A 22,652-nucleotide genomic window follows, 5' to 3' on the forward strand; every position below is an offset into this window, starting at 1 on the left:
CCCGGTCAGAGCCAGTCTGGTAACGGTCCGAGATCGGATGGATACGGTCCGATAACGATGGCGGCCATGGTGCTTGCCCTGCCTTGTTACAGCGGCGATGGTGGGCGGCGCTAAGCGTTTCATGCGCACCTTTCACAAGGAGGACCAATGAAGGTCACCATGCCTTTGCGCGCGACTGCCGCAGCAGCGGTGCTCGCGCTCGGGCTCGCCGCCTGCGGCGGCGGCGACGGGGATGACGGCGACACGACCGGCAGCCCCACCGGCGAGCCGACCGGCCAGCCGGGCGGCGAGTACGTCGCCGAGATCACCGAGCCGTCGTTCCTGGCCCCCACCTCGAACTGCTACGAGTCCGAGTGCTCCGCCATCCTCGACATGATCAACGACCCCGTCGTCACCACCGACTTCGAGACCGGTGAGCTGATCTTCGACGGCCTGGCCGAGAGCATCGAGGCCGACGAGGAGCAGACAGTCTGGACCGTCACCCTCAAGGAGGGTCGCACCTTCCAGAACGGCGAGCCCGTCGACTCCGAGGCCTTCCAGCGCGCGTGGGCGTACTCCGCCGACCCGAAGAACGCGATGGCGACCGCCGGCTTCATGTCCCGCATCGAGGGCGCCGGCGAGGGCAAGGAGCTCCCGGGCTTCTCGGTCGTCGACGAGCGCACCTTCGAGGTCACCCTCAACGGCCCGTTCTCGCAGTTCGGCCAGATGATGTCCTACTCCCCGGCCTTCTCCCCGATCGCCCAGGAGTGCCTGGACGACCTGAAGGCCTGCAACGAGGAGCCCATCGGCACCGGCCCGTACATGATGGACGGTCCTTGGCAGCACGACGAGAGCATCAAGGTCACCAAGTGGGCCGACTACGCCGGTGACCAGACCGGCACCGCGGACGCCGTCGACTTCCAGATGTTCACCACGCCCACCGCGGCGTTCCGTGACTTCCAGAACGGTGGTCTCGACGTGATCAGCCTGGCCCCCGAGGTCTACCTCGAGGCCAAGGGCACCCTCGCCGACTCCATCATCGAGGAGGAGACCGCGACCCTGACCTACCTCGGTTTCCCGACCGAGGAGGCGCCGTACGACAACCCGCAGGTGCGTCAGGCCATCTCGATGGCCATCGACCGCCAGCTGATCGTGGACCAGGTCCTCAACGGCCTGGCCTACCCGTCCACCGACATCGTCACCCCGCCGATCCCCGGCTCGCGTGACGACGCCTGTGGCTACTGCGTCTACGACCCGGAGCAGGCCAAGGCCCTCCTGGAAGAGGCCGGAGTGACCGGTGAGGGCGAGACCCTGACCTACTTCTTCAACGCCGACGCCGGTCACGACGCGTGGGTCGAGGCGGCTGCCCGCCAGGTCCAGGAGAACCTCGGCTTCGACTACAAGCTGCAGGCCACCGAGTGGGCCCAGTACCTCGAGCTGCTCGACGCGCAGGACTTCAGCGGTCCGTTCCGCCTCGGCTGGTCGCTGGACTACCCGTCGCCGGAGAACTACCTCCGCCCGATCGTGGGCACCGGCGGTGACTCGAACTACACGGGTTACTCCAACCCCGAGGTCGACGACCTGCTCACCCAGGGTGACCAGGCCACCGACACCGAGGAGGCCATCGGTCTCTACCAGCAGGCCGGTGACATCGCCCTCGAGGACATGCCGATCATCCCGATGTGGAGCGGCGGTACGGCCATCGCGTACTCCGACGAGGTCGGCGACGTCAGGTACGACCAGGGCGACGGCGAGATCGCGTTCAAGGAGATCTCCGTCAACCAGTGACAATCGCCTAGTGTAAGTTCACTGGCGACCTGGAGCGGGGGGTCGGGCCAACGGCTCGGCCCCCCGCTTGCGGGTTGTCCACTGTGTGATTCGAAAGGGACTCCGTATGGGGCGCTATGTGGCCCGTCGCCTGATCCAGTTCATCCCCGTCATCCTGGGGACGCTGTTCCTGCTCCACCTGTTGAGCGTGCTGACGATCCAGATCGTCGGTGACCCCGTCCGGGCGCTGTTCGGCGAGAACGCCCCGCCCGACGCGGTCATCCAGCAGCTCCAGGTCCAGTACAACCTCGACGACCCGTGCCTGCAGACGACGGGCAACCCGTGCGTCGGCCTCTTCTTCGACCGGATGGGTCAGTACCTCCAGGGCGACTTCGGGGTGAACTTCCGCGGCCGCCCCGTCACCGAGCTCTTCTCGGAGCGGATCTGGGTGACCATCCGGCTCACGACCCTCGCGATCCTGTTCGAGACCGTCATCGGCATCACCATGGGCATGCTGGCCGGTCTGCGGAAGGACAAGTTCTTCGACAACTTCGTCCGGTTCTCGACCTCGATCCTCATCGCGTTCCCGACCTTCGTGTTCGGCTCGCTCATGCTGCTCGTGCTCGGCCTGCAGTTCGGCCTCTACCTCCGCGAGAGCGAGTGGGCCCCCGAATGGCTGGGCCAGATGTTCCAGGTCGGCTACAACGAGGAGTACCCCTGGTTGAGCCTGTTCCTGCCGGCCATGGTGCTGGGAGCCTTCTCGCTCGCCGCGGTCGCACGACTCACCCGGACCAGCCTGATCGAGAACCTCCGCTCGGACTACGTCCGGACTGCACGCGCCAAGGGCCTCACGACCCGCCGCACGATCGGCATCCACACGCTGCGCAACTCCCTGATCCCGGTGGTCACCTACATCGGCATCGACATCGGGGTGCTGCTCGGTGGAGCGCTCGTCACCGAGGGAATCTTCAACGTCCCGGGCATCGGGCAGCTGGTCTTCATCAGCGTCCAGTCCAACGACACCCCCGTGATCATCGGCGTCGTCACCATCCTCACGATGGTGTTCCTGGTCGCCAACCTGATCGTCGACATCCTGTACGCCGCACTTGACCCGAGGATCCGTTATGAGTGACCTGAGCGCTGCCGACACCGGCACGCACACCGAGCCCGGCGAGCCGGGGGCATCCGGCAGCGGGAGCGACCGGACGCTGTGGGGCGACGTCCGCTACGAGCTCGTCCGCAACCCCGTCTTCTGGTTCTCGGCCGTCCTGGTCGTCGTCATCATGCTGATGGCGTTCTTCCCGCAGCTGTTCGCCAGCACCTCGCCCAACGCGAGTGGCGCCTGCCAGCTCCAGAACGCGCGGGTCACGCCGACGTGGGACAAGCCCTTCGGCTACACCGCGGCCGGCTGCGACATGTGGTCCTCGCTGGTCTACGGCACGGGCAAGTCCGTGATCGTGGCGATCCTGGTGACCATCGGCATCGTGATCATCGGCGTGATCTCCGGGACGGCGGCCGGCTGGTACGGCGGCTTCACCGACACCGTGATCAGCCGGATCACCGACGTGTTCTTCGGCCTGCCGTTCATCCTGGGCGCGCTGGTGTTCCTCGCGATCTTCCCGGTCCGCAACATCTACACGATCTCCGCCGTGCTCATCGTCTTCGGGTGGACCTCCATCACCCGGGTGATGAGGGGCAGCGTGATCTCGACGAAGCAACGCGACTACGTCGACGCGGCCCGGGCGCTCGGGGCGGGGGACCTGTTCATCATCCGCAAGCACATCCTGGCCAACTCCATCGCGCCGGTGATCGTGCTGGCGACGATCAGCCTGGGGTCCGTCATCGGCGCCGAGGCCACGCTGACCTTCCTCGGCGTGGGCTACCAGCGGCCGACGGTCTCGTGGGGCCTGCTCGTCAACGAGGGCCAGACCCTCGCGCTGGCCGGCTTCCCGCACCTGCTCGTCTACCCCTGTGCGTTCATCGTGATCACCGTGCTCGCCTTCATCCTGTTGGGCGACGTGCTGCGTGACGCGCTGGACCCCCGTACCCGATGAGGACTCCCCGATGACCGACACCAAGACCGAAGTCTCCAGCGGGCCGGCGAAGTCGCCGCTGAGCAGCATCACCTTCGACCCGTCCGCGCCGCTGCTCGACGTGGAGGACCTCCGCGTCGAGTTCGCGACCCGTGACGGAGTCGCCCAGGCCGTGCAGGGGGTCAACTTCACGCTCCGCGAGGGCGAGACCCTGGGCATCCTGGGCGAGTCCGGCTGCGGCAAGTCGGTGACCGCGCAGGCGGTCATGGGCATCCTCGACATGCCGCCCGCCCGGATCGCCGGTGGCCAGGTGCGCTACCGCGGCGTCGACCTGCTCCAGATGGACGAGTCCAAGCGTCGCCACGTGCGTGCCAACAAGATCGCGATGATCTTCCAGGACGCGCTGTCGTCGCTGAACCCGGTGTTCACGGTGGGCTGGCAGCTCGGCGAGCTGTTCCGCAAGCACCAGGGCGCCAGCCGCAAGGAGGCCAAGGCCCGCTCGATCGAGATGCTCGAGCTGGTCGGCATCCCGGCGGCGGCCTCGCGGGTCAACGACTTCCCGCACCAGTTCTCCGGCGGCATGCGCCAGCGCGTCATGATCGCGATGGCGCTCGCGCTCAAGCCCGACATCATCATCGCCGACGAGCCGACCACGGCCCTCGACGTGACGGTGCAGGCCCAGGTGATGCAGCTGCTCGCCGACCTGCAGCAGGAGATGAAGCTCGGCCTGATCCTGATCACCCACGACATGGGCGTGGTCGCCGACGTCGCCGACAAGATCTGCGTCATGTACGCAGGGAACGCCGTCGAGCAGGCCGACGTCTACCAGATCTACGAGAAGCCGGCCCACCCGTACACCAAGGCGCTGCTGGAGTCGATCCCGCGGATCGACCAGAAGGGCCAGGACCTCACGGTCATCAAGGGGCTGCCGCCGGCCCTGGTCGACCCGGCGCCGGGCTGCGCCTTCGCCCCGCGCTGCACGTTCGTCCGCGACCGGTGCCGGACCGACAAGCCTGAGCTCTACACCGTGCCCGGCGGCCGGTCGAGCGCATGCCACTACTGGGAGGAGGTCATGGGCAAGTGAGCACCCATGCCGCAGAGGTCCAGGACGCCACACCCGCCCCGAGCGACGAGGTCGTCCTCGAGGTCCGTGACGTCAAGAAGTACTTCCCCCTGACCCAGGGAATCGTGTTCAAGCGCACCATCGGCCACGTCAAGGCCGTCGACGGCGTCTCCTTCGACCTCCGCAAGGGCGAGACCCTCGGCGTGGTCGGGGAGTCCGGCTGCGGCAAGTCGACCCTCGGGCGGCTGCTCATGGGCCTGGAGACCCCCACCGACGGTTCGATCAAGCTGCTGGGCCGCGAGATGGCGGGTCTGAAGCAGAAGGAGATGCGCAAGCTGCGCCGCGACATCCAGATCGTGCTGCAGGACCCGTACTCCTCGCTCGACCCGCGGATGACGGTCGGCGACATCGTGGGGGAGCCGTACGACCTCCACCCGGACGCCCTCGAGGGCGGCGACCGCCGCAAGACGGTCATGGACCTCCTCGACCTGGTCGGCCTCAACCCCGACCACATCAACCGGTACCCGCACCAGTTCTCCGGCGGTCAGCGCCAGCGCATCGGCATCGCCCGCGCGCTCACGCTGCGGCCCCGGGTGCTGGTCTGCGACGAGCCGGTCTCGGCGCTCGACGTGTCGGTGCAGGCCCAGGTGGTCAACCTCTTCGAGCGGCTCCAGTCCGAGTTCGGGCTCGCCTACGTCTTCATCGCCCACGACCTCTCCGTGGTGCGCCACATCTCCGACCGGGTGATGGTGATGTACCTCGGCAAGGCCGTCGAGCTCGGCAACGAGGACGAGATCTACAGCGGTCCGACCCACCCCTACACCCAGGCCCTGCTCTCGGCGGTCCCGTTGCCCGACCCGCGCCTGAAGGGTCGTCGGGACCACATCATCCTGCAGGGCGACGTGCCGAGCCCGGCGAACCCGCCCTCGGGTTGCCGGTTCCGCACGCGGTGCTGGCAGGCGGAGGACGTCTGCGCGGAGGAGGAGCCGCTGCTCCAGATCCGCGACCGTTCGGCCCACCTGTCGGCCTGCCACTTCGCGGCCGAGCGCGACGTCATCCACGCCGTGGACGAGGGCCAGGACGCCTGATCGTGTCCGCCGACCACCATCCCCGGTGGCGCGGCCCGCTGGCGGCGGTGCTGCTCTGCAGCGCGCTCGTGGGCTGTGCCTCCGGGGAGGACCCGGACGCCGCGCCGGCACCGACCCCCGCCCCGACCGCGACCGCTCCCGGTGAGGTCGTCGGCCCGCCGACGTCCTCCGACGCCTACCCCGAGTGGGACGCCATCGACACCCTCGAGGTGCCGCGGGACGACTTCGGGACCGCCGTCATCGGCACCGACATCTGGACCATGGGCGGCATGACCGGGGAGCGGGGCAACCGGCTGGTCTCCATCGAGATCCTGGACACCACGACGGGGGAGTGGCGCACCTCGGACATCGAGATGCCGGTAGGCCTGGCCTCCTTCGAGATGGTGGCGATCGGTCGCGACATCTACGCCTTCGGCGGTTTCGACAAGGACAGCAACCCCACGGACTTCTCGAGCGTCCTCGACACGCGTAGCGGCCGGTGGCGTGACCTGCCCGCGCTCCCGCACCCCCGCTACGCCCACACCGTGACGGCCTACGACGGCGACCTGTACGTCATCGGTGGCCGCGACGGCGACGGCCCGGTCGCCGAGGTCGACGTCTTCGACCCGCGCTCGGAGACCTGGACCACCGCCCGGGCCCCGATGGCTCACGCCCGCGACTCCCACGACACCGTCGCCACCCCGCAGGGGCTGATGGTGGTCGGCGGCTGGCTCGACTACGAGCCGACCGACCTGGTCGACGTCTACGACCCGGCCCGGGACCGCTGGAGCAAGGGGCCGCGGGTCCCGGAACCGGTCTCCCGTGCCGGCGTCACCTACGTCGACGGCCAGGTGTGGGCCTCCTACCACGAGCTCTCCTTCGTGCTCGACGTGAAGTCCGGGGAGTGGGAGGAGGCCAACGCCCTGCCGCTGGCCCGCCACGGACTGGGCTACGTCCCGCTCGACGGGGCGATCTACGCGATCGGCGGGTGCGCGCTCAACCCGCTGCGCGACGTCCGTACGGTCGACCGGCTCGAGCTCGGGTAGCGCGGATGAGGGTCGACGTCGTCTCGATCTTCCCCGACTACCTCGCGCCCCTGGGGCTGTCGCTGCCGGGCAGGGCGCGGGACCGGGGCCTGCTCGACGTGCACGTGCACGACCTGCGCGACTGGACCCGCGACCGGCACCGCACCGTCGACGACACCCCCTACGGCGGCGGGGCCGGCATGGTCATGAAGCCCGAGCCGTGGGGCGAGGCCCTCGACGAGGTGCTCCCGGCCGGTGCCACCCTGCTCGTCCCGACCCCCAGCGGGGTGCCGCTGACGCAGGCGCTGGCGCGCGACCTGGCCACGCGGGACCACCTGGTGATCGCGTGCGGTCGCTACGAAGGGATCGACCAGCGGGTCGCCGACCACTACGGCGCCGACCACGAGGTGCTCGAGGTCTCCATCGGCGACTACGTCCTCAACGGCGGCGAGGTGGCGGCGCTGGTCCTCATCGAGGCGGTGGCGCGACTGCTGCCCGGCTTCATGGGGAACGCCGAGTCCCTGACCGAGGAGTCCCACGAGGCGGGACTGCTCGAGTACCCCGGCTACACCAAGCCGGCCACCTGGCGAGGTCTCGACGTACCGTCGGTGCTGCTGTCGGGGGACCACGCCGCGATCGCCGCCTGGCGCCACGACCAGTCCGTACGCCGGACGGCCGCGCGCCGGCCGGACCTCGCCCACCCGTCGCGGGCCGTGTCCGTCGAGGGGCTGGCGGCCCACGTCGGCCGGCCGCGTCCGGCCGACCTGGGGGAGCTGATGACGCTGCAGTGGGCCTGCTTCGACCCGGACCTGCGCGAGCCCCTCGACGTGCTCACCCGCGACGTCCTGGGGGCGACCTCCTTCGTGCTGAGGGTGGGCGGCCGGCTCGTGGGCGCGGTCCGGGGCGAGCTGCTCGACCGCGAGTGGCGGGTCAGCCTGCTGATGGTGGCGCCCGACCTGCGGGGACGCGGGCTGGGACGGTTCCTGCTCGAGCACGTCGAGGCGGCCGCGCCCGAGGAGGCCGCCAGCCACGCCCTGCTCACCCGCGGGGACGACGCCAGGCTGGCCCGGTTCTACCGCAAGGCCGGCTACCGCGCGGCGGGCGAGGAGTCGCCCGGGGTCCGCAAGCTGGTCAAGCGGCGCTGATTTCGACGTACGTCGGAGGCTCTGGCAGACTTGCCCCTCGGCCCCGTCGGCCAGAACCGGGTCTCCTCGAGGACGTCAGTCCGGCAGGGAGGCCTGCGTCGGGCTCCTGCCACAGGGGGAGTCGGACGCCGTCGGCCACCGCGACAGGGCCACCAGCACCATCATCCGATACCGCGGCTGACCTGTGGCACCCGTGAGGAGAGACATGAACAACGTGATCGCCGAGCTCGGCAACCAGGTCAAGCGCGACGACGTCCCCGACTTCCGCGCGGGTGACACCATCAACGTGCACGTGAAGGTGGTCGAGGGCAACCGCGCTCGCGTCCAGCAGTTCCAGGGCGTCGTCATCCGCGTCCAGGGCTCGGGCGTCGGCCGCACCTTCACCGTCCGCAAGGTCTCCTTCGGCGTCGGCGTCGAGCGCACCTTCCCCATCCACTCCCCGATCTTCGAGAAGATCGAGGTCGTGACCCGTGGTGACGTCCGCCGCGCCAAGCTCTACTACCTGCGCAACCTGCGCGGCAAGGCTGCCAAGATCAAGGAGCGCCGCGAGGGCTGAGCGAAGGATCCGACCGGCTCCTCGCTACGCTCAGCGCGTGACTTCCGACGACCGCGGCACCGCGTCCACCGTCCCCGACGGAGACGACGGTCCGCGGTCGTCGCGCGTCCGGAACAAGAAGCGCAAGCACCTCCCGTTGTGGCAGGAGACGATCCTGCTGCTGGGCCTCGCGCTGGTGCTGGCGGTCGGCATCAAGGCGCTGCTCGTCCAGGCCTTCTACATCCCGTCGGAGTCGATGGAGCCGGGCCTGATCCGCAACGACCGGATCCTCGTGGAGAAGGTCTCCTACTGGTTCGGCGGGGAGCCGCAGCGCGGTGACGTCGTCGTCTTCAAGGACCCTGGCGGCTGGCTGACGGAGTCGGAGTCCGCCGGTCCGGCCAACCCGGTCGCCAAGGCGATGGCCGCGATCGGCCTCTACCCCGAGGGTGGCCACCTCGTGAAGCGGGTGGTGGGCGTCGCCGGCGACACCATCACCTGCTGCGACGACCAGGGCCGGATCTCGGTCAACGGCGAGCCGCTCGACGAGGACGCCTACATCAAGGAGCAGGGAACGCCCTGCAACGGCCCCATGGTCAGCAACTGCAACTGGGAGGCCGGGCCGGTCCCCGAGGGCCACGTCTTCGTCATGGGCGACAACCGTGGCCGCTCCGCCGACTCCACGGTCCACCTGTGCCGGCCCGACCAGACCGACTGCGTTCCGGGCGACGAGTTCGTCCCCGTCGACCTGGTCGTCGGCAAGGTCTTCGTGCTGCTCTGGCCGGCCGACCGCTTCGACCTCGTCGGGCGTCCCGAAGCGTTCGCGGACGTCCCGGACGGCTCCTGAGGGTCCGTCGTGTCGCAGCTCCCCCGCGGCCTCACCGTCCGGCGTGACGCCGGGCTCTACGGCTACGAGCGCGCCCTGCGGCGCGTCGGCATCGAGCCGGTCGCGGGCGTGGACGAGGCCGGCCGCGGCGCGTGCGCGGGCCCGCTCGTCGCCGGGGCGGCGATCCTGCCGGCCGGGCGGGCGGGGATCGTCCCGGGGCTCGCCGACTCCAAGCTGCTCACCGAACGGGCCCGGGAGCGCTGCTACGACGAGGTCGTGAAGCGGGCGCTCGCGTGGTCGGTGGTGGTCATCGGGTCCGACGAGTGCGACCGGCTCGGGATGCACGTCGCCAACGTGGAGGCGCTCCGGCGGGCGGTGGCGCTGCTCGAGCTGCCCCCCGCGTACGTCCTCACCGACGGATTCCCGGTCGACGGGCTCGGCGTCCCGGGCCTCGCGGTGTGGAAGGGCGACCGCGTGGCTGCCTGCATCGCGGCCGCGAGCGTGCTGGCGAAGGTCACCCGGGACCGGATCATGCGCGACCTGGACGCGCGGTTCCCGGCGTACGACTTCAAGACGCACAAGGGCTACATCACCGACGTGCACAGCGCGGCCCTCGACGTGCACGGGCCCTGTCCCGAGCACCGGATGCGCTTCGTCAACGTGCGGCGGGCCGCGGGCCTCGAGCCCGGCCCCGAGGTGCACAATGAGCTGGTGGAGGAGTCATCGTGAGCGCCGAGGACCTCGAGAAGTACGAGACCGAGATGGAGCTGACGCTCTACCGCGAGTACCGCGACGTCGTCGGGATCTTCAAGTACGTCGTCGAGACCGACCGCCGCTTCTACCTCTGCAACCAGGTGGACGTGAAGGCCCGGACCGAGTCCGGTGACGTCTTCTTCGAGGTCTCGATGAGCGACGCCTGGGTGTGGGACATGTACCGCCCGGCCCGGTTCGCCCGCAACGTCAAGGTGCTGACCTTCAAGGACGTCAACGTCGAGGAGCTCTCGCCGCAGGAGATCGACCCGCCCAAGGGGTGAGTGGTCACGGGGAGAGCGAGATCTCTCCCTGCTGGGTCGGCATGGCCGGGTCGCCGAGGGTGGTGCAGGCCAGCCTGATGGTGCCGTTGCCCGACGTGGACCGACCCGCGCACGGTCTTCTGGTTGGTGCCGGAGTGGTCGAGGTCGTTGCCGTTGCCTCGGTCGTGGACGATCGCCAGGCCGTCCCACGCCGAGCCGGTGTGTGCGGGGCCACGATGTCGACGAAGGGGTACGTCGCGCCACTCGTGCGGGTCGGCCGAGGTGCCGCAGGTGACGAAGGAGGTGACGCCCGCGAGGCCCAGGTCGATCACGAGGGCTGCGACGACCCTGATGGCCACCGCCCCGCGCTCGTCGCGCGGGGGACGTCCCGAGGGTGTGGGGCATCTCTCGAGTGTCCTGCCGCGCGCGCCAGCAGGCAGCGCCTCGGACCAGGCGTGGGCGAAGGATGTCGGGCGGCCCGGACGGGCCATCCGTCACTGGTCGAGATACAGGTCCGAGGGCGGCGGCACGGGATTGTTGTTCGGGTCGGCCGCCACCGACAGGCAGGACGGGTTGCCGTTCATCTCGATCGAGCTCACGACGATCGCCGAGTTGGTCTGGGTGCAGCCGTTGCCGTTCATCTGCAGCTGGCCCGACAGGGTGTAGATCGCCCCGGTCATCGACGAGATGCCGTTGCCGGTCATCCGGAGCGTCGAGGTGTTCTCGCGGTCGTAGGCGATGCTCACGCCCTTCAGCGGGCCGGTGGTCGGCGGGCTGATCTCGATCCGGCCGTTGCCGGCCGCGTCGAGGGTGGCGCCGGCCTGCCCGGGCGCCGCGCACGGGACGGGGGTCGTGGGCGTGCCGCAGGTGAAGTAGAGGGTGACGCCGGTGCCACGCAGGATGGAGCTCGCGTTGCCGGTCTGGTCCCACTCCACCCCGCTGCCGCCCGCGATCACGTAGAGGCCCGGCGTGAGCGTGCACAGCGAGTTCGGGAAGGCGTACGCGCCGTACTTGCCGGGGCCCTGGGTGCACGGGTTCGTCTTCACGCTCAGGCTGGTCATGTCCGGCGGGAGCGAGAGGTAGGCGAGCGGGTCCGCGATCGGCGGTCGGCCGGTGTCGGGATCGGGCGTGTAGTTGGCCAGCGGTCCTGCGGCCGTGCCCTCGACGGTGATGTCCCCGTCGGTCACGACCAGGCCGTTGGCACTGACCGACACGCTGCCGTTGAAGTGCACGTTGCCGCCGTTGACGAGCACGTCGCCGTTCTGGAGGTTGTGGGTCTGGCCGGAGCCCAGGACGCACACGATGCAGGGAAGGCCCGGCGGTTCGAGCGCCACCCGCGCCGAGGTGGCGATGTCGATCTGCTGCACGCCGGCGACGGCGCCGAGGTTGGTCTCCACCGACTCGGTGGGGACGCGGACCCGGACGAGCGTGGGCGCGGTGGAGCTGTCGAAGGAGATGCACTCCGTCGACGAGCTCGGCACGTAGGACAGCTTGGCGGCATCCGTGCAGGAGTCCCAGGCGGTCAGGGGCACCCCGAAGTTGTTGAGGGCGTAGGACTTCGCCTCGGAGACCGCGGTCGGGAAGTCCACCGCTCCGAGGGTGGTGTAGAGCTTGTTGCCGGCGGCGAGCGCGGAGGCGTCCGCGGCGTTCTGCGACTGGCGCTTGGTGTCGCGGGCGAGGCCGAGGTCGACCACCATGGCGGCGACGATGAAGAGCGTGGTGGCCATGACCGCCACGATGATGGCGACCGCGCCGTGCTCGTCCCGCTGCTTGCTCATCCCGGCACCCCTCTCAGCAGCCGCTCGGCCACGCAGGTGCGCCGGCCGGGAGCGTTCCGTAGGTGCCCGTCAAGGCCGCCGGGGGTGCCGTCGTCTTCTCGATCGACATCTGCGTCTTGGAGAAGATCCAGCCGTCGCTCGGCATCGGGAGCAGGCCAGGCGTCTCGGTCCGCACCAGCGCGCAGACGGTGAGCGGCTGCGCCTTGGTCCACGACGCGGCGTTGACCTTGACGTAGGCCGTGCCGGTCAGGGCGTCGATGCGGTTCTTGGTCTTGCAGGCCAGCTTGTCGAGCTCGCCGCCGCTGGTGCAGCCCGTCTCGGTCGAGAAGTCGGCGACCACGCCGATCCGGGCCCCCTCGCGCACTCCCTGCCGGGTGTTGAGCGAGTCGTTGAACCACAGGCCGTACTGGAGGATGCCGAAGACCACGAGGAAGAGGATCGGCATGATGAGCGCGAACTCGACGGCTGCGGCGCCGTCCTCCCGACCAGTGCGGTGCACGATCCCTGCCACCTGAGTCTCCTCGTCGTCGACAGCGCCGGTCGGGGTCCGGTGCTCCACCGCACAGTGTGTGGCACACCGAAGGCGCCCGGACGGGGAATCGCGAAAATCGTTCGCGGGGCGCTGGACCACCTTTCGTCCACAGGTCTGGGGAGTGGGCAGGTTCTCCACACCCCGGGAGCCGAGGGCAGCTCGTCGACGGGGCCGGCAGCGAGGCTGTCCCGCAGGAGGTCAGCCGATGACACGAACCACGACCACGGGTCGCAACCAGGCCCTCGGCGCGTACGGCGAGCGGGTCGCCGCCCAGCGTCTCTGCGAGGGCGGCATGGTGCTGCTCGACCGCAACTGGCGCTGCGACGAGGGCGAGATCGACCTGGTGCTGCGCGACGGGTGCGTCCTCGTCGTGTGCGAGGTCAAGACCAGGACCACCCTCGACCACGGCACGCCCCACGAGGCGATCACCGACGCCAAGCTGACCCGGCTGCGGCGCCTGTCGGTGCGGTGGGTCGAGGACCACGGTGTCCGCCCACCCGAGACGAGGGTGGACCTCGTGGCCGTGCTGCGCCCGCCGAAGGGGCCGGCCCACGTCGAGCACGTGCGGGGGATCGGCTGATGCCTGTCGCCTCGACCCCCAGCATCGCCCTCGACGGAGCGATCGGCCACCTGGTCGACATCCAGGCCGACGTCTCGCCCGGCCAGGCCGGGCTCACCATGGTCGGGCGCTGCGACGTCTCCCTCCACCAGGCGCCCCACCGCTGCCAGATGGCGGTCCACAACACCAACCTGCCGTGGCCGACCAGCAAGCGGGTGACGATCCTGCTCTCGCCGTCCGACCTGCCGAAGGGCGGCACCCACTTCGACCTGGCGATCGCCCTCGCCGTGCTCAAGGCCGACCGCCAGCTGCCCGACGTCGAGGTCGAGGGTGCGGTGTTCATCGGCGAGCTCACCCTCGACGGTGGCCTCCGGGCGGTGCGCGGCGTGCTGCCGATGACGCTGGCCGCGGCGCGACGTGGCATCCGACGGGTCTTCGTCCCGGAGCCACAGGCCCACGAGGCCGCCATGGTCCCCGATGTCGAGGTGCTCGGGGTGCGGTCGCTGGGACAGGTGCTCGCCGAGCTCACCGGGCGCGAGGTCCCGGAGGCGCCGCCGGTCGCCCCCATGTCCGGCAGCCGGCTGCTCTCCTGGCGCGGCCAGGAGCGGCTCGAGGAGGTGGACATGGCCGACGTGCTGGGCATGGCGGACGGCCGGTTCGCGGCCGAGGTGGCCGCGGCAGGCGGCCACCACCTGCTGCTCAGCGGGCCCAAGGGGTGCGGCAAGACCACGCTGGCCGAGCGGATCCCCTCGATCCTGCCCGACCTGACCCTCGACGAGTCGATCGAGGTCACCGCCCTCCACTCGCTGGCCGGCGCCCTCGAGGAGGGCGACGGCCTGATCCGCAGGCCGCCGTTCTCGGCGCCCCACCACGACGCGAGCAAGGCCAGCATCGTCGGAGGCGGGTCCGGTCGCGTCAGGCCCGGCGAGGTGAGCCGCTCCCACTGCGGCGTGCTGCTGCTCGACGAGTTCCCGCTGCTGCGCACCGACGTGATCGATGCGCTGCGGCAGCCCCTCGAAAGTGGTGACGTCACCCTGGCCCGCGGCGACGACGTGGTGACCTACCCCGCACGCGGGCTGGTCGTGTTCGCCGCCAACCCGTGCCCCTGCGGCGACTACCGCCCGGACGCGCGCGCCAACGGGTGCACCTGCCGGGAGGTGCAGCGCCAGGACTACCGACGCCGGGTGCGGGGGCCGATCACCGACCGGATCGACATCACGCGCCACCTCGAACCGCTGAAGCCCCACGACGAGCGGGACCGCTGGGCGAGCCCCGAGCCGTCCGCGGTGGTGCGGGCGCGCGTGGCTGCGGCCCGCGCCCGGCAGGAAGTCCGCTACGCAGGGCGGAGCTGGCGCCTCAACGGGCAGGCGCCCGGTCCCGTGCTGGCCCAGGAGTGGCCGCTGTCCTCGGAGGCCCAGGCCGTCATCGACGACCGGATGTACGCCGGCCGCCTGAGCCGACGGGGCGCCACCCGCGTGCACCGCCTGGCCTGGACCGTCGCGGACCTGCGTGGCGCCGCAGCGCCCACCGCCGCCGACGCCGACACCGCGCTCCGGCTGCGCGAGGGTGACCCGCTCCTCTCGGCCGCGCTGCGTCGGGAGGCGTCGTGACCGAGGACCGGCTCGCCCGGGCCGGCCTGTCACGGTTGGCGGAGCCCGGCGACGTGAGGATCGCCCAGGTGGTGGCCCAGGTCGGGGCCCCTCACCTCTACGACGACGTCCTGGCCCGCCGGGCGGCCGACCTCGCCGCGGACGCTGCGGGCCGCCTGGAGGGTCTCGACCCTGCGGGAGAGCTCGAGCGGGCCGAGCGTGCCGGGATCCGCTACGTCATCCCCGGCGACCCGGAGTGGCCCGACCAGCTCGACGACCTCGCCCACGCAGGCTCCGTCCAGGAGCTCGGTGGCGTCCCGCTCGGGCTCTGGGTGCGCGGACCGGTGCGGCTCGACGAGGTGCGTGACTCGGTGGCCGTCGTGGGCTCCCGCTCCTCGACCACCTACGGCGAGGACGTCGCCCGCGACCTCGGGGCGGGCATCGCGCGGGCCGGACTCGCCCACGTCTCGGGGGCGGCGTTCGGGATCGACCAGGCCTCTCACCGCGGGGCGCTGGCCGCAGGCGGGGTGTCGGTCGCGGTGCTCGCGTGCGGGGTCGACCGTGCCTACCCGGCGGCCCACCACGCCCTGCTCGAGCACCTCGCCGGGCACGGCGCGGTGGTGTCCGAGGTCCCACCCGGCTGTGCCCCGCTGAGGATGCGGTTCCTCGCCCGCAACCGGATCATCGCGGGACTCGCCCGAGGCACGGTCCTGGTGGAGGCGGCGCTGCGCAGCGGCGCCCTCAACACCGCCAGCTGGGCCAACGGCCTGAGCCGCCCCCTCATGGGCGTGCCCGGTGCGGTCACCAGCGCCCAGTCGCAGGGGGTGCACCAGCTGCTGCGCCAGGGAGCCGGGCTGGTCACCGGGCCGACCGACGTCCTCGAGCAGATCGGGGTGGCGGGCGAGCACCTGGTCGACCCACCGCGGGGCCCCGAGCGGCAGCGTGACCGGCTCAGTCGCCGTCACCACCAGGTGCTCGAGGCAGTGCCGGTGCACCGTTCCGTCGGGCTGCGGGCGTTGGCGACCACGGCCGGCATCAACCTGCGCGAGACGCAGGTCGCGCTCTCCTACCTCGCCGAGCACGGCTTCGTCACCCAGGCGGACGGGGGATGGCGACTCGGCGAGCGGGCCCTCGCCGACCTCCGGTGATCCGGGGTCCGGCCGACCTACGATCAGCCCATGGGTGACGGGGAGGAGGTCGAGGAGTCCTCCGTGCTGCCCGAGGCGTTCGTCCGGGTCCTCGGCGAGTACGAACGACACCTCGTCTCCGAGCGGGACGTCTCGCCCCACACGGTACGCAGCTACGTCGGGGACCTCGCCGGCATGCTCGACCATGCGCAACGGCTCGGGATCACCGAGCTCCGCGACCTCGACCTGAGGACGCTCCGGAGCTGGCTGGCCAACCAGCAGACCCGGGGCCGCGCGCGGACCACCCTCGCCCGGCGGGCGACCGCGGCGCGGGTGTTCACGGCGTGGCTCACCCGCACCGGCCGTATCGACGTCGACCCGGGTGCGAGCCTCGGCTCGCCCAAGGCTCACCGGACCCTGCCGGCCGTGCTGCGCGCCGACGAGGCGCGAGCGCTCGTCGAGGCAGCCGCCGCGCTCGCCGACGACGGGTCGCCCCTCGGGCTGCGCGACGTCGCGATGCTCGAGCTGCTCTATGCCACCGGTGTCCGGGTGGGGGAGCTGGTCGGACTCGACGTCGACGACCTCGACGGGGAGCGCCAGGTCGTGCGCGTGCTCGGCAAGGGCCGCAAGGAGCGGAGCGTCCCCTACGGCCACCCCGCCGCCCGGGCAGTCGACCGTTGGCTCACCGCGGGTCGCCCGCGCCTGGCCGTGGAGGGAGCCGGCGCCGCACTCTTCCTCGGCGCCCGGGGCCGCCGGATCGACCAGCGCGTCGTCCGGGACCTCGTCCACCGCCGTCTCGCCGACGTGCCGGGTGCCCCGGACCTCGGGCCCCACGGGCTGCGCCACACCGCGGCCACCCACCTGCTCGAGGGTGGGGCCGACCTCCGGTCGGTCCAGGAGCTGCTCGGCCACGCCTCGCTCGCCACCACGCAGCTCTACACCCACGTCACCACCGACCGGCTCCGCAAGGCCTACCAGCAGGCCCACCCACGGGCCTGAGTCACCAGGCGAACCAGTCGGCGAGCTGCTGGACCGCGGGCCGCCACGCGGCGTACGGCGACGCGAGTGGCGCGACGGCCGACGACCCGGCCGCGGGCCGGGGCAGGCCGGCCAGCGGGAGCAGCCGCACCGGCCCCCCTCCGACGAGCCGCAGCGGGTCGAGATAGGTCTCGCGGCCCCGGATCCAGCCCCAGTGGAGGCAGGCGCGCGGGAAGCAGTGGGAACCGAGCAGCCCGAGCGTGCCGATCGGGTCCCCCGCGGCGAGGCGCCGACCAGGGGCGAGGCTGCTCGCGACCGGCTCGTACGTCGTCCTGGTGGGACCGTGGTCGACGACCACCACGCCCCGGCCGGCGATGGTCCCGACGAAGGTGACGCGTCCCGGCAGGGCGGCGCGGACCGGCTGCCCGGGGGCGCCGAGCAGGTCGACCCCGCGGTGGCCGGGGCCCCAGGTGCTGTCCGGTGCGTCGAACGGCGCGACCACCTCGGGGGGCGGCGGCAGGGGCCACCTGCCGACCGGGTCGGTGGCCGCCGAGGCGGGCACGGACGCCGTCAGGAGCAGGGCCGGCAGGATCGTGGCGAGCAGGTGTGGGACCGTCCTCATGACCGGCAAGGATCCGACGGTGCGGAGCGCGCGGCCACGGGGCCGTCGACGGCTGTGGAGAGGGCGGCACGAGGGAGGCCTTGTGCACGGTGGGGGGCCCGGCTGCCGATTGGCACGGCCGCGCGGGCGTGGACTAGTCTGATCCGTGCAGTCCACCGCGTGGACTGACTTCGCACGCTCGCAGACCACGACGGAGTTGCCTCCCTGGGCTCCGACCTCCCGTGGGCGTCGATCCTCGGTCCCGGCCTCCCGGCCGGGTCGGGTCGCGCGCGGACGTCAGGGCCGAGGGCACCCGCCCGAGGCAGCAACTGAAAACCCACGATGAGCGGGACGTGACCCGGCTCGACCTGCTGTGCTCGCAGTCGAAGGTCGAGCGGACCGGGGAGCGCCTCGCGACAACAGGAGATCCCCATGGCAGTCGTCACCATGCGCCAGCTGCTCGAGAGCGGCGTGCACTTCGGACACCAGACCCGTCGCTGGAACCCGAAGATGAAGCGCTTCATCATGACCGAGCGCAACGGCATCTACATCATCGACCTGCAGCAGTCGCTGGCCTACATCGACCGCTCGTACGCCTTCATCAAGGAGACCGTCGCCAAGGGCGGGACCGTGATGTTCGTCGGCACGAAGAAGCAGGCCCAGGAGGCCATCGCCGAGCAGGCCACCCGCGTCGGCATGCCCTACGTCAACCAGCGCTGGCTCGGCGGCATGCTCACCAACTTCCAGACCGTGCACCAGCGGATCAACCGCCTCAAGGAGCTCGACGAGATCGACTTCGAGGACGTCGCGGGCAGCAGCCGCACCAAGAAGGAGCTGCTGCAGATGCGCCGCGAGCGGGACAAGCTCAACAAGTCCCTGGGCGGCATCCGCGAGATGGTCCGGCCCCCGGCCGCCGTCTGGATCGTCGACACCAACAAGGAGCACCTCGCCGTCGAGGAGGCCCGCAAGCTGCGGATCCCGATCATCGGCATCCTGGACTCCAACTGCGACCCCGACGTCGTCGACTACCCCATCCCGGGCAACGACGACGCGATCCGCGCCGTCGGCCTGCTGACCCGCGTGATCGCCGACGCCGTGGCCGAGGGCCTGATCGCCCGTTCCGGTGCCAAGACCGGCGCCGGCGAGGCCACCCCGGGCGCCGAGGAGCCGCTGGCCGAGTGGGAGCGCGAGCTGCTCGGTGGCGACGCCGAGAAGGCTGCCGTCGAGGCGACCGGCGGCGACGCCGCTGCCGCCGAGGCCACCCCGGCCGCCGAGGCCACCGGTGCCGCGTCCGAGGCTCCCGCCGCCGACGCTGCCGCCGAGGCCGTGGCCGAGGCTCCCGCGGAGACCGAGACCGAGACCGCGACCGAGGCTCCCGCCGAGGCGGCGACCGAGGGCGAGTTCGGCCCCGACTCCGCGCCCGCGCAGGAGAACGGCGAGGCCCCCGAGGGCTTCGAGGTCAAGGGCAACAAGACCTCGATGAAGTTCCACGCCCCCTCCAGCCCGTGGTACGACCGGACCAACGCCGAGGTGTGGTTCCGGACCGCCGAGGCTGCCGAGAAGGCCGGCTTCGTCAACGCCGAGGCCAAGGCCGAGGACAAGGCCGAGGACAAGGCCGAGGACAAGGCCTGACCGAGTCCGACCCGGGCCCCGACAAGGGCCCGGGCAGGGGCACGGCCCACCACCACTGACGACTCCGAAGGAAGAGGGAACATGGCGATCTCCGCCGCTGACGTCAAGAAGCTCCGCGAGCTCACCGGCGCGGGAATGATGGACTGCAAGAAGGCGCTCGACGAGGCCGAGGGCGACTTCGAGAAGGCCGCCGAGCTGATCCGCATCAAGCTGGGCAAGAAGATGGCTGCCCGCGGTGCCGAGCGCGAGGCCTCGGCCGGTCTGGTCGCCACCTCCGGCGGCGCCCTGGTCGAGCTCAACTGCGAGACGGACTTCGTCGCGAAGGGTGACGAGTTCGTCACCACCGCCCAGCAGATCGCCGACGCCGCCGACGCGGCCGGTGCTGCGGACGCCGACGCCCTCAAGGCCGTCCAGCTCGGTGACAAGACCGTCGCCGAGGTGGTCGAGAACCTCGCCATCACCATCGGCGAGAAGATCGAGCTCGGCCGGGTCGCCTACTTCGGCGGCAACGTCGTGTCCTACATGCACAAGCGTGCAGCCGACCTGCCCCCCGCCGTGGGCGTCCTCGTCGAGTACGACGGCGACGAGCAGGGTGCGCGTGGCGCCGCGATGCAGATCGCCGCGATGCGTCCCAAGTACCTCACCCGCGACGAGGTCCCCGCCGACGTCGTCGAGAAGGAGCGCTCCATCGCCGAGGCGACCTCTCGCGAGGAGGGCAAGCCCGAGCAGGCGATCGCCAAGATCACCGAGGGGCGCGTCAACGGCTTCTTCAAGGAGGTCGTCCTCCTCGACCAGCCGTCGGTCACGGAGAACAAGAAGACGGTGAAGGCGGTCCTCGACGAGTCGGGCACGAGCCTCACCCGCTTCGCCCGCTTCGAGGTCGGCGCCTGAGCCGCACCTCACGAGCACGGGCCGGTCGGATCTTCGGATCCGGCCGGCCCGTGCTGTCGTACGCCCTCGTCCTCGTGCTGCTGGCCGGCGGCTGCTCCGCCGGCGACGAGCCCGAGCGCGAGGCCGACGTGTCCTACCGTGCCCCGGCCGGACTGCTCCTCGCCCGGCCGGCCGCCGAGGGCGAGGAGGAACAGAACCCCACGGTCGAGGTGCTCCTCGACCTCGTCCGGAACACCCCGGCGGGAGCGCGGATCAGGATCGTCGGCAACTCGTTCTCCTTCGTCCCTGTCGCCGAGGCCCTGGTGGCGGCCCACGAGCGAGGGGTCCGCGTGCAGGTGCTCGTCGACGAGCGCGCCTCGGGGGAGTGGCAGGCGCCCGCGCTGCTGCGCTCGGCGCTCGGCGACGACCGCCGGGCCGACTCGTTCATCCAGCTGCGCCGCGGCGGGGTGCACCAGAAGGTGTGGTCGTTCACCCGCACCGGCCGGTCGCGCGACGTGGTGCTCGTGGGCTCGATGAACCTCACCTACTACTCCGCACGCCAGTACACCGACGTCTACTCGTACGTCGGCCGCGGCGACGTGCGCCGGATCTTCGACCGCCGCTTCGAGCAGCTCACGCGGCAGCTGCCCGACGTCGAGCCCCGGGAGTCCGTGGCGCTCGGCCGCGACCGGGTCTGGTTCTTCCCCGGCTACGACGAGCAGACCGACCCGGTGCGCGCCTCCCTCGAGGCGGTGCCGCCGGCAGGATCCCGGATCCGGGTGGTGATGTACGCCTGGCTCGACGCTCGCGGGGTGGGCCTCGCCGAGCTCCTCGCGGCCAAGGACGCAGCCGGGGCCGACGTCGAGGTGGTGCTGGGGAAGAGCGTCGGGGAGCAGGTCCGGCAGGTGCTCGCGGACTCCGGGGTCGAGGTCAGCAGCGGTGTCTTCGCCGACGGCGAGGACGTCCACCACAAGCTCACCCTCGTCTCCCACCGGACGTCCCGGGGCGGCGTACGGCGCTTCGTCCTGACCGGGTCGGACAACTACACCACCAAGTCGCTGGACCGGCCCGAGGTGGTGCTGCGGCTCGACGGGGACCGCGGCCCTGCCTTCGGGCGCTACCAGCGGTGGGTCGACGGCCTGGTCGCCCGCGGCGAGCACGAGTACGGCTGAGCGTCGGGCGCGTCGGGCAGGATAGTGTCGCCGTAGTCCAGACCCAGTCCGAGGGAGCCGAGTGACCACGTACCAGCGCGTCTTGTTGAAGCTGTCCGGCGAGGTGTTCGGAGGCGGCAGGGTCGGCGTCGACCCCGACGTCGTGGCCGGCATCGCCCGGGAGATCGCGGCCGTCGCCCGCCAGGGCGTGGGCATCTGCATCGTCGTCGGTGGCGGCAACTTCTTCCGCGGCGCCGAGATGCAGCAGCGCGGCATGGACCGCGCCCGGGCCGACTACATGGGCATGCTCGGCACCGTCATGAACTGCCTCGCGCTGCAGGACTTCCTCGAGAAGGAGGGCATCGAGACCCGGGTCCAGACCGCCATCACGATGGGACAGGTCGCCGAGCCGTACATCCCCCGCCGCGCGGTGCGCCACCTCGAGAAGGGCCGGGTCGTCATCTTCGGCGCCGGCGCGGGCATGCCCTACTTCTCCACCGACACGGTCGCCGCCCAGCGGGCGCTCGAGACCCGCTGCGAGGTGGTGCTGATGGCCAAGCAGGGCGTCGACGGGCTCTACTCCGCCGACCCCAAGCTGGACCCGACGGCGACCAAGTTCGACACCATCAGCTACCAGGACGTGATGATGAAGGGCCTCAAGGCCGCCGATGCGACGGCCTTCGCCCTCTGCATGGAGAACAAGATGCCGCTCATCGTGTTCGGCGCCGAGGAGGAGGGCGCGATCGCGAGGATCGTGGCAGGTGAGAAGATCGGCACGCTGGTCAGCTGACGCGCTGCCGACGACGACGACACAGGAGCACCCGTGATCAACGACATCCTCAACGAGGCCGACCAGAAGATGGACAAGTCGGTCGAGGCGACCCGCGAGGAGTTCGCGACGATCCGTGCCGGTCGCGCCAACCCGGCGATGTTCGCGAAGCTCACCGCCGACTACTACGGCACCCAGACGCCGCTGCAGCAGCTCGCCTCGTTCACGTCCCAGGACGCGCGGACGATCGTCGTGGCGCCCTTCGACATGGGGGCCCTGGCCAACATCGAGAAGGCGATCCGTGACTCCGACCTCGGCGTCAACCCGGCCAACGACGGCAAGAGCATCCGCTGCGTCTTCCCCGAGCTGACCGAGGAGCGCCGCAAGGAGTACATCAAGCTGGCCCGCTCCAAGGCCGAGGACGGCCGGGTCGCCGTCCGCAACCTGAGGCGCACGGCGAAGCAGAACCTCGAGAAGCTGGAGAAGGACGGCGAGGTCGGCAAGGACGACGTGACCGGAGCCGAGAAGCGGCTCGACGGGATCACCAAGACCCACACCGACACCATCGACGAGCTGCTCAAGCACAAGGAATCAGAGCTCCTCGAGGTCTGACCCG

At 71.0% G+C, this 22,652-nt stretch carries 23 protein-coding genes; 20 read left to right on the plus strand and 3 right to left on the minus strand.

Features of this window, described 5'->3' with window-relative positions:
- Nucleotides 1-159: 159 nt before the first annotated feature.
- The 11 genes from EXE57_RS18625 (at nt 160) to EXE57_RS18675 (ending at nt 10,471) form a co-directional block, all read left to right on the plus strand.
- A complete protein-coding gene (locus tag EXE57_RS18625; protein WP_135080136.1) occupies nt 160-1,767 on the plus strand; it encodes a peptide ABC transporter substrate-binding protein in 1,608 nt (535 codons plus the stop codon).
- 118 nt (nt 1,768-1,885) lie between these two features.
- Entirely contained in the window at nt 1,886-2,878 is a 993-nt protein-coding gene (locus tag EXE57_RS18630; protein WP_244246899.1) for an ABC transporter permease, read from the plus strand.
- On the plus strand, nt 2,871-3,800 hold the full coding sequence (locus tag EXE57_RS18635; protein ID WP_135080140.1) for an ABC transporter permease: 930 nt from the start codon (nt 2,871-2,873) through the stop codon (nt 3,798-3,800). The genes EXE57_RS18630 and EXE57_RS18635 overlap by 8 nt, the downstream gene beginning before the upstream one ends.
- 10 nt (nt 3,801-3,810) lie before the next feature.
- Entirely contained in the window at nt 3,811-4,863 is a 1,053-nt protein-coding gene (locus tag EXE57_RS18640) for an ABC transporter ATP-binding protein (RefSeq protein ID WP_135080142.1), read from the plus strand.
- Nucleotides 4,860-5,930, plus strand: a complete 1,071-nt coding sequence (locus EXE57_RS18645; RefSeq protein WP_244246900.1) for an ABC transporter ATP-binding protein — start codon at nt 4,860-4,862, stop codon at nt 5,928-5,930. The genes EXE57_RS18640 and EXE57_RS18645 overlap by 4 nt, the downstream gene beginning before the upstream one ends.
- Before the next feature lie 2 nt (nt 5,931-5,932).
- On the plus strand, nt 5,933-6,955 hold the full coding sequence (locus tag EXE57_RS18650; protein ID WP_135080146.1) for a Kelch repeat-containing protein: 1,023 nt from the start codon (nt 5,933-5,935) through the stop codon (nt 6,953-6,955).
- A gap of 5 nt (nt 6,956-6,960) precedes the next feature.
- On the plus strand, nt 6,961-8,079 hold the full coding sequence (gene trmD, locus EXE57_RS18655; RefSeq protein WP_135080148.1) for a tRNA (guanosine(37)-N1)-methyltransferase TrmD: 1,119 nt from the start codon (nt 6,961-6,963) through the stop codon (nt 8,077-8,079).
- Nucleotides 8,080-8,284: 205 nt separating this feature from the next.
- Nucleotides 8,285-8,635, plus strand: coding sequence for a 50S ribosomal protein L19 (rplS, locus tag EXE57_RS18660; protein ID WP_135080150.1), 351 nt, complete (start codon nt 8,285-8,287; stop codon nt 8,633-8,635).
- A 37-nt stretch (nt 8,636-8,672) separates the two neighbouring features.
- Entirely contained in the window at nt 8,673-9,458 is a 786-nt protein-coding gene (gene lepB, locus EXE57_RS18665; protein ID WP_135080152.1) for a signal peptidase I, read from the plus strand.
- A 9-nt stretch (nt 9,459-9,467) separates the two neighbouring features.
- On the plus strand, nt 9,468-10,166 hold the full coding sequence (locus EXE57_RS18670; RefSeq protein WP_135080154.1) for a ribonuclease HII: 699 nt from the start codon (nt 9,468-9,470) through the stop codon (nt 10,164-10,166).
- Nucleotides 10,163-10,471 carry a DUF2469 domain-containing protein gene (locus EXE57_RS18675; protein WP_135080156.1) on the plus strand — a complete coding sequence of 103 codons (309 nt, stop codon included), beginning with the start codon at nt 10,163-10,165 and terminating at the stop codon, nt 10,469-10,471. The genes EXE57_RS18670 and EXE57_RS18675 overlap by 4 nt, the downstream gene beginning before the upstream one ends.
- A 473-nt stretch (nt 10,472-10,944) precedes the next feature.
- Here the strand turns inward: EXE57_RS18675 and EXE57_RS18680 are convergent, their stop codons facing one another.
- Nucleotides 10,945-12,228, minus strand: a complete 1,284-nt coding sequence (locus EXE57_RS18680; RefSeq protein WP_135080159.1) for a pilus assembly protein TadG-related protein — start codon at nt 12,226-12,228, stop codon at nt 10,945-10,947.
- A gap of 13 nt (nt 12,229-12,241) precedes the next feature.
- Entirely contained in the window at nt 12,242-12,739 is a 498-nt protein-coding gene (locus tag EXE57_RS18685) for a TadE family protein (RefSeq protein ID WP_135080161.1), read from the minus strand.
- A 226-nt stretch (nt 12,740-12,965) separates the two neighbouring features.
- Between EXE57_RS18685 and EXE57_RS18690 the strand changes: the two genes are divergently transcribed.
- From EXE57_RS18690 to EXE57_RS18705, 4 genes are read left to right on the plus strand one after another with little or no spacing between them, the layout of a single operon-like run.
- Nucleotides 12,966-13,340: a YraN family protein gene (locus tag EXE57_RS18690; protein WP_135080164.1), complete on the plus strand. Its 375-nt coding sequence runs from the start codon at nt 12,966-12,968 to the stop codon at nt 13,338-13,340.
- A complete protein-coding gene (locus EXE57_RS18695; protein ID WP_135080166.1) occupies nt 13,340-14,929 on the plus strand; it encodes a YifB family Mg chelatase-like AAA ATPase in 1,590 nt (529 codons plus the stop codon). Before EXE57_RS18690 ends, EXE57_RS18695 begins: the two co-directional genes overlap by 1 nt.
- On the plus strand, nt 14,926-16,056 hold the full coding sequence (gene dprA / locus EXE57_RS18700) for a DNA-processing protein DprA (RefSeq protein ID WP_135080168.1): 1,131 nt from the start codon (nt 14,926-14,928) through the stop codon (nt 16,054-16,056). Before EXE57_RS18695 ends, dprA begins: the two co-directional genes overlap by 4 nt.
- Before the next feature lie 30 nt (nt 16,057-16,086).
- On the plus strand, nt 16,087-17,034 hold the full coding sequence (locus tag EXE57_RS18705) for a tyrosine recombinase XerC (protein WP_135080170.1): 948 nt from the start codon (nt 16,087-16,089) through the stop codon (nt 17,032-17,034).
- A gap of 1 nt (nt 17,035) precedes the next feature.
- Here EXE57_RS18705 and EXE57_RS18710 read toward each other — a convergent pair whose 3' ends face one another.
- Entirely contained in the window at nt 17,036-17,635 is a 600-nt protein-coding gene (locus tag EXE57_RS18710; RefSeq protein WP_135080172.1) for a murein hydrolase activator EnvC family protein, read from the minus strand.
- 411 nt (nt 17,636-18,046) lie between these two features.
- Here EXE57_RS18710 and rpsB point away from each other — a divergent pair, with 411 nt between their 5' ends.
- The 5 genes from rpsB to frr all read left to right on the plus strand — a co-directional run bounded on the left by rpsB (nt 18,047) and on the right by frr (nt 22,648).
- Nucleotides 18,047-19,246, plus strand: coding sequence for a 30S ribosomal protein S2, sunset domain variant (gene rpsB / locus EXE57_RS18715; RefSeq protein ID WP_341869417.1), 1,200 nt, complete (start codon nt 18,047-18,049; stop codon nt 19,244-19,246).
- An 81-nt stretch (nt 19,247-19,327) separates the two neighbouring features.
- Nucleotides 19,328-20,137 carry a translation elongation factor Ts gene (gene tsf / locus EXE57_RS18720; RefSeq protein ID WP_135080175.1) on the plus strand — a complete coding sequence of 270 codons (810 nt, stop codon included), beginning with the start codon at nt 19,328-19,330 and terminating at the stop codon, nt 20,135-20,137.
- 50 nt (nt 20,138-20,187) lie between these two features.
- Nucleotides 20,188-21,288, plus strand: a complete 1,101-nt coding sequence (locus EXE57_RS18725; protein WP_135080177.1) for a phospholipase D-like domain-containing protein — start codon at nt 20,188-20,190, stop codon at nt 21,286-21,288.
- 61 nt (nt 21,289-21,349) lie between these two features.
- On the plus strand, nt 21,350-22,057 hold the full coding sequence (gene pyrH / locus EXE57_RS18730) for a UMP kinase (RefSeq protein WP_135080179.1): 708 nt from the start codon (nt 21,350-21,352) through the stop codon (nt 22,055-22,057).
- Nucleotides 22,058-22,093: 36 nt separating this feature from the next.
- A complete protein-coding gene (gene frr, locus EXE57_RS18735) occupies nt 22,094-22,648 on the plus strand; it encodes a ribosome recycling factor (protein WP_208543123.1) in 555 nt (184 codons plus the stop codon).
- The last annotated feature ends 4 nt before the right edge of the window (nt 22,649-22,652 follow it).

This window comes from Nocardioides euryhalodurans (assembly GCF_004564375.1).
Taxonomy (GTDB): Bacteria; Actinomycetota; Actinomycetes; order Propionibacteriales; family Nocardioidaceae; genus Nocardioides; species Nocardioides euryhalodurans.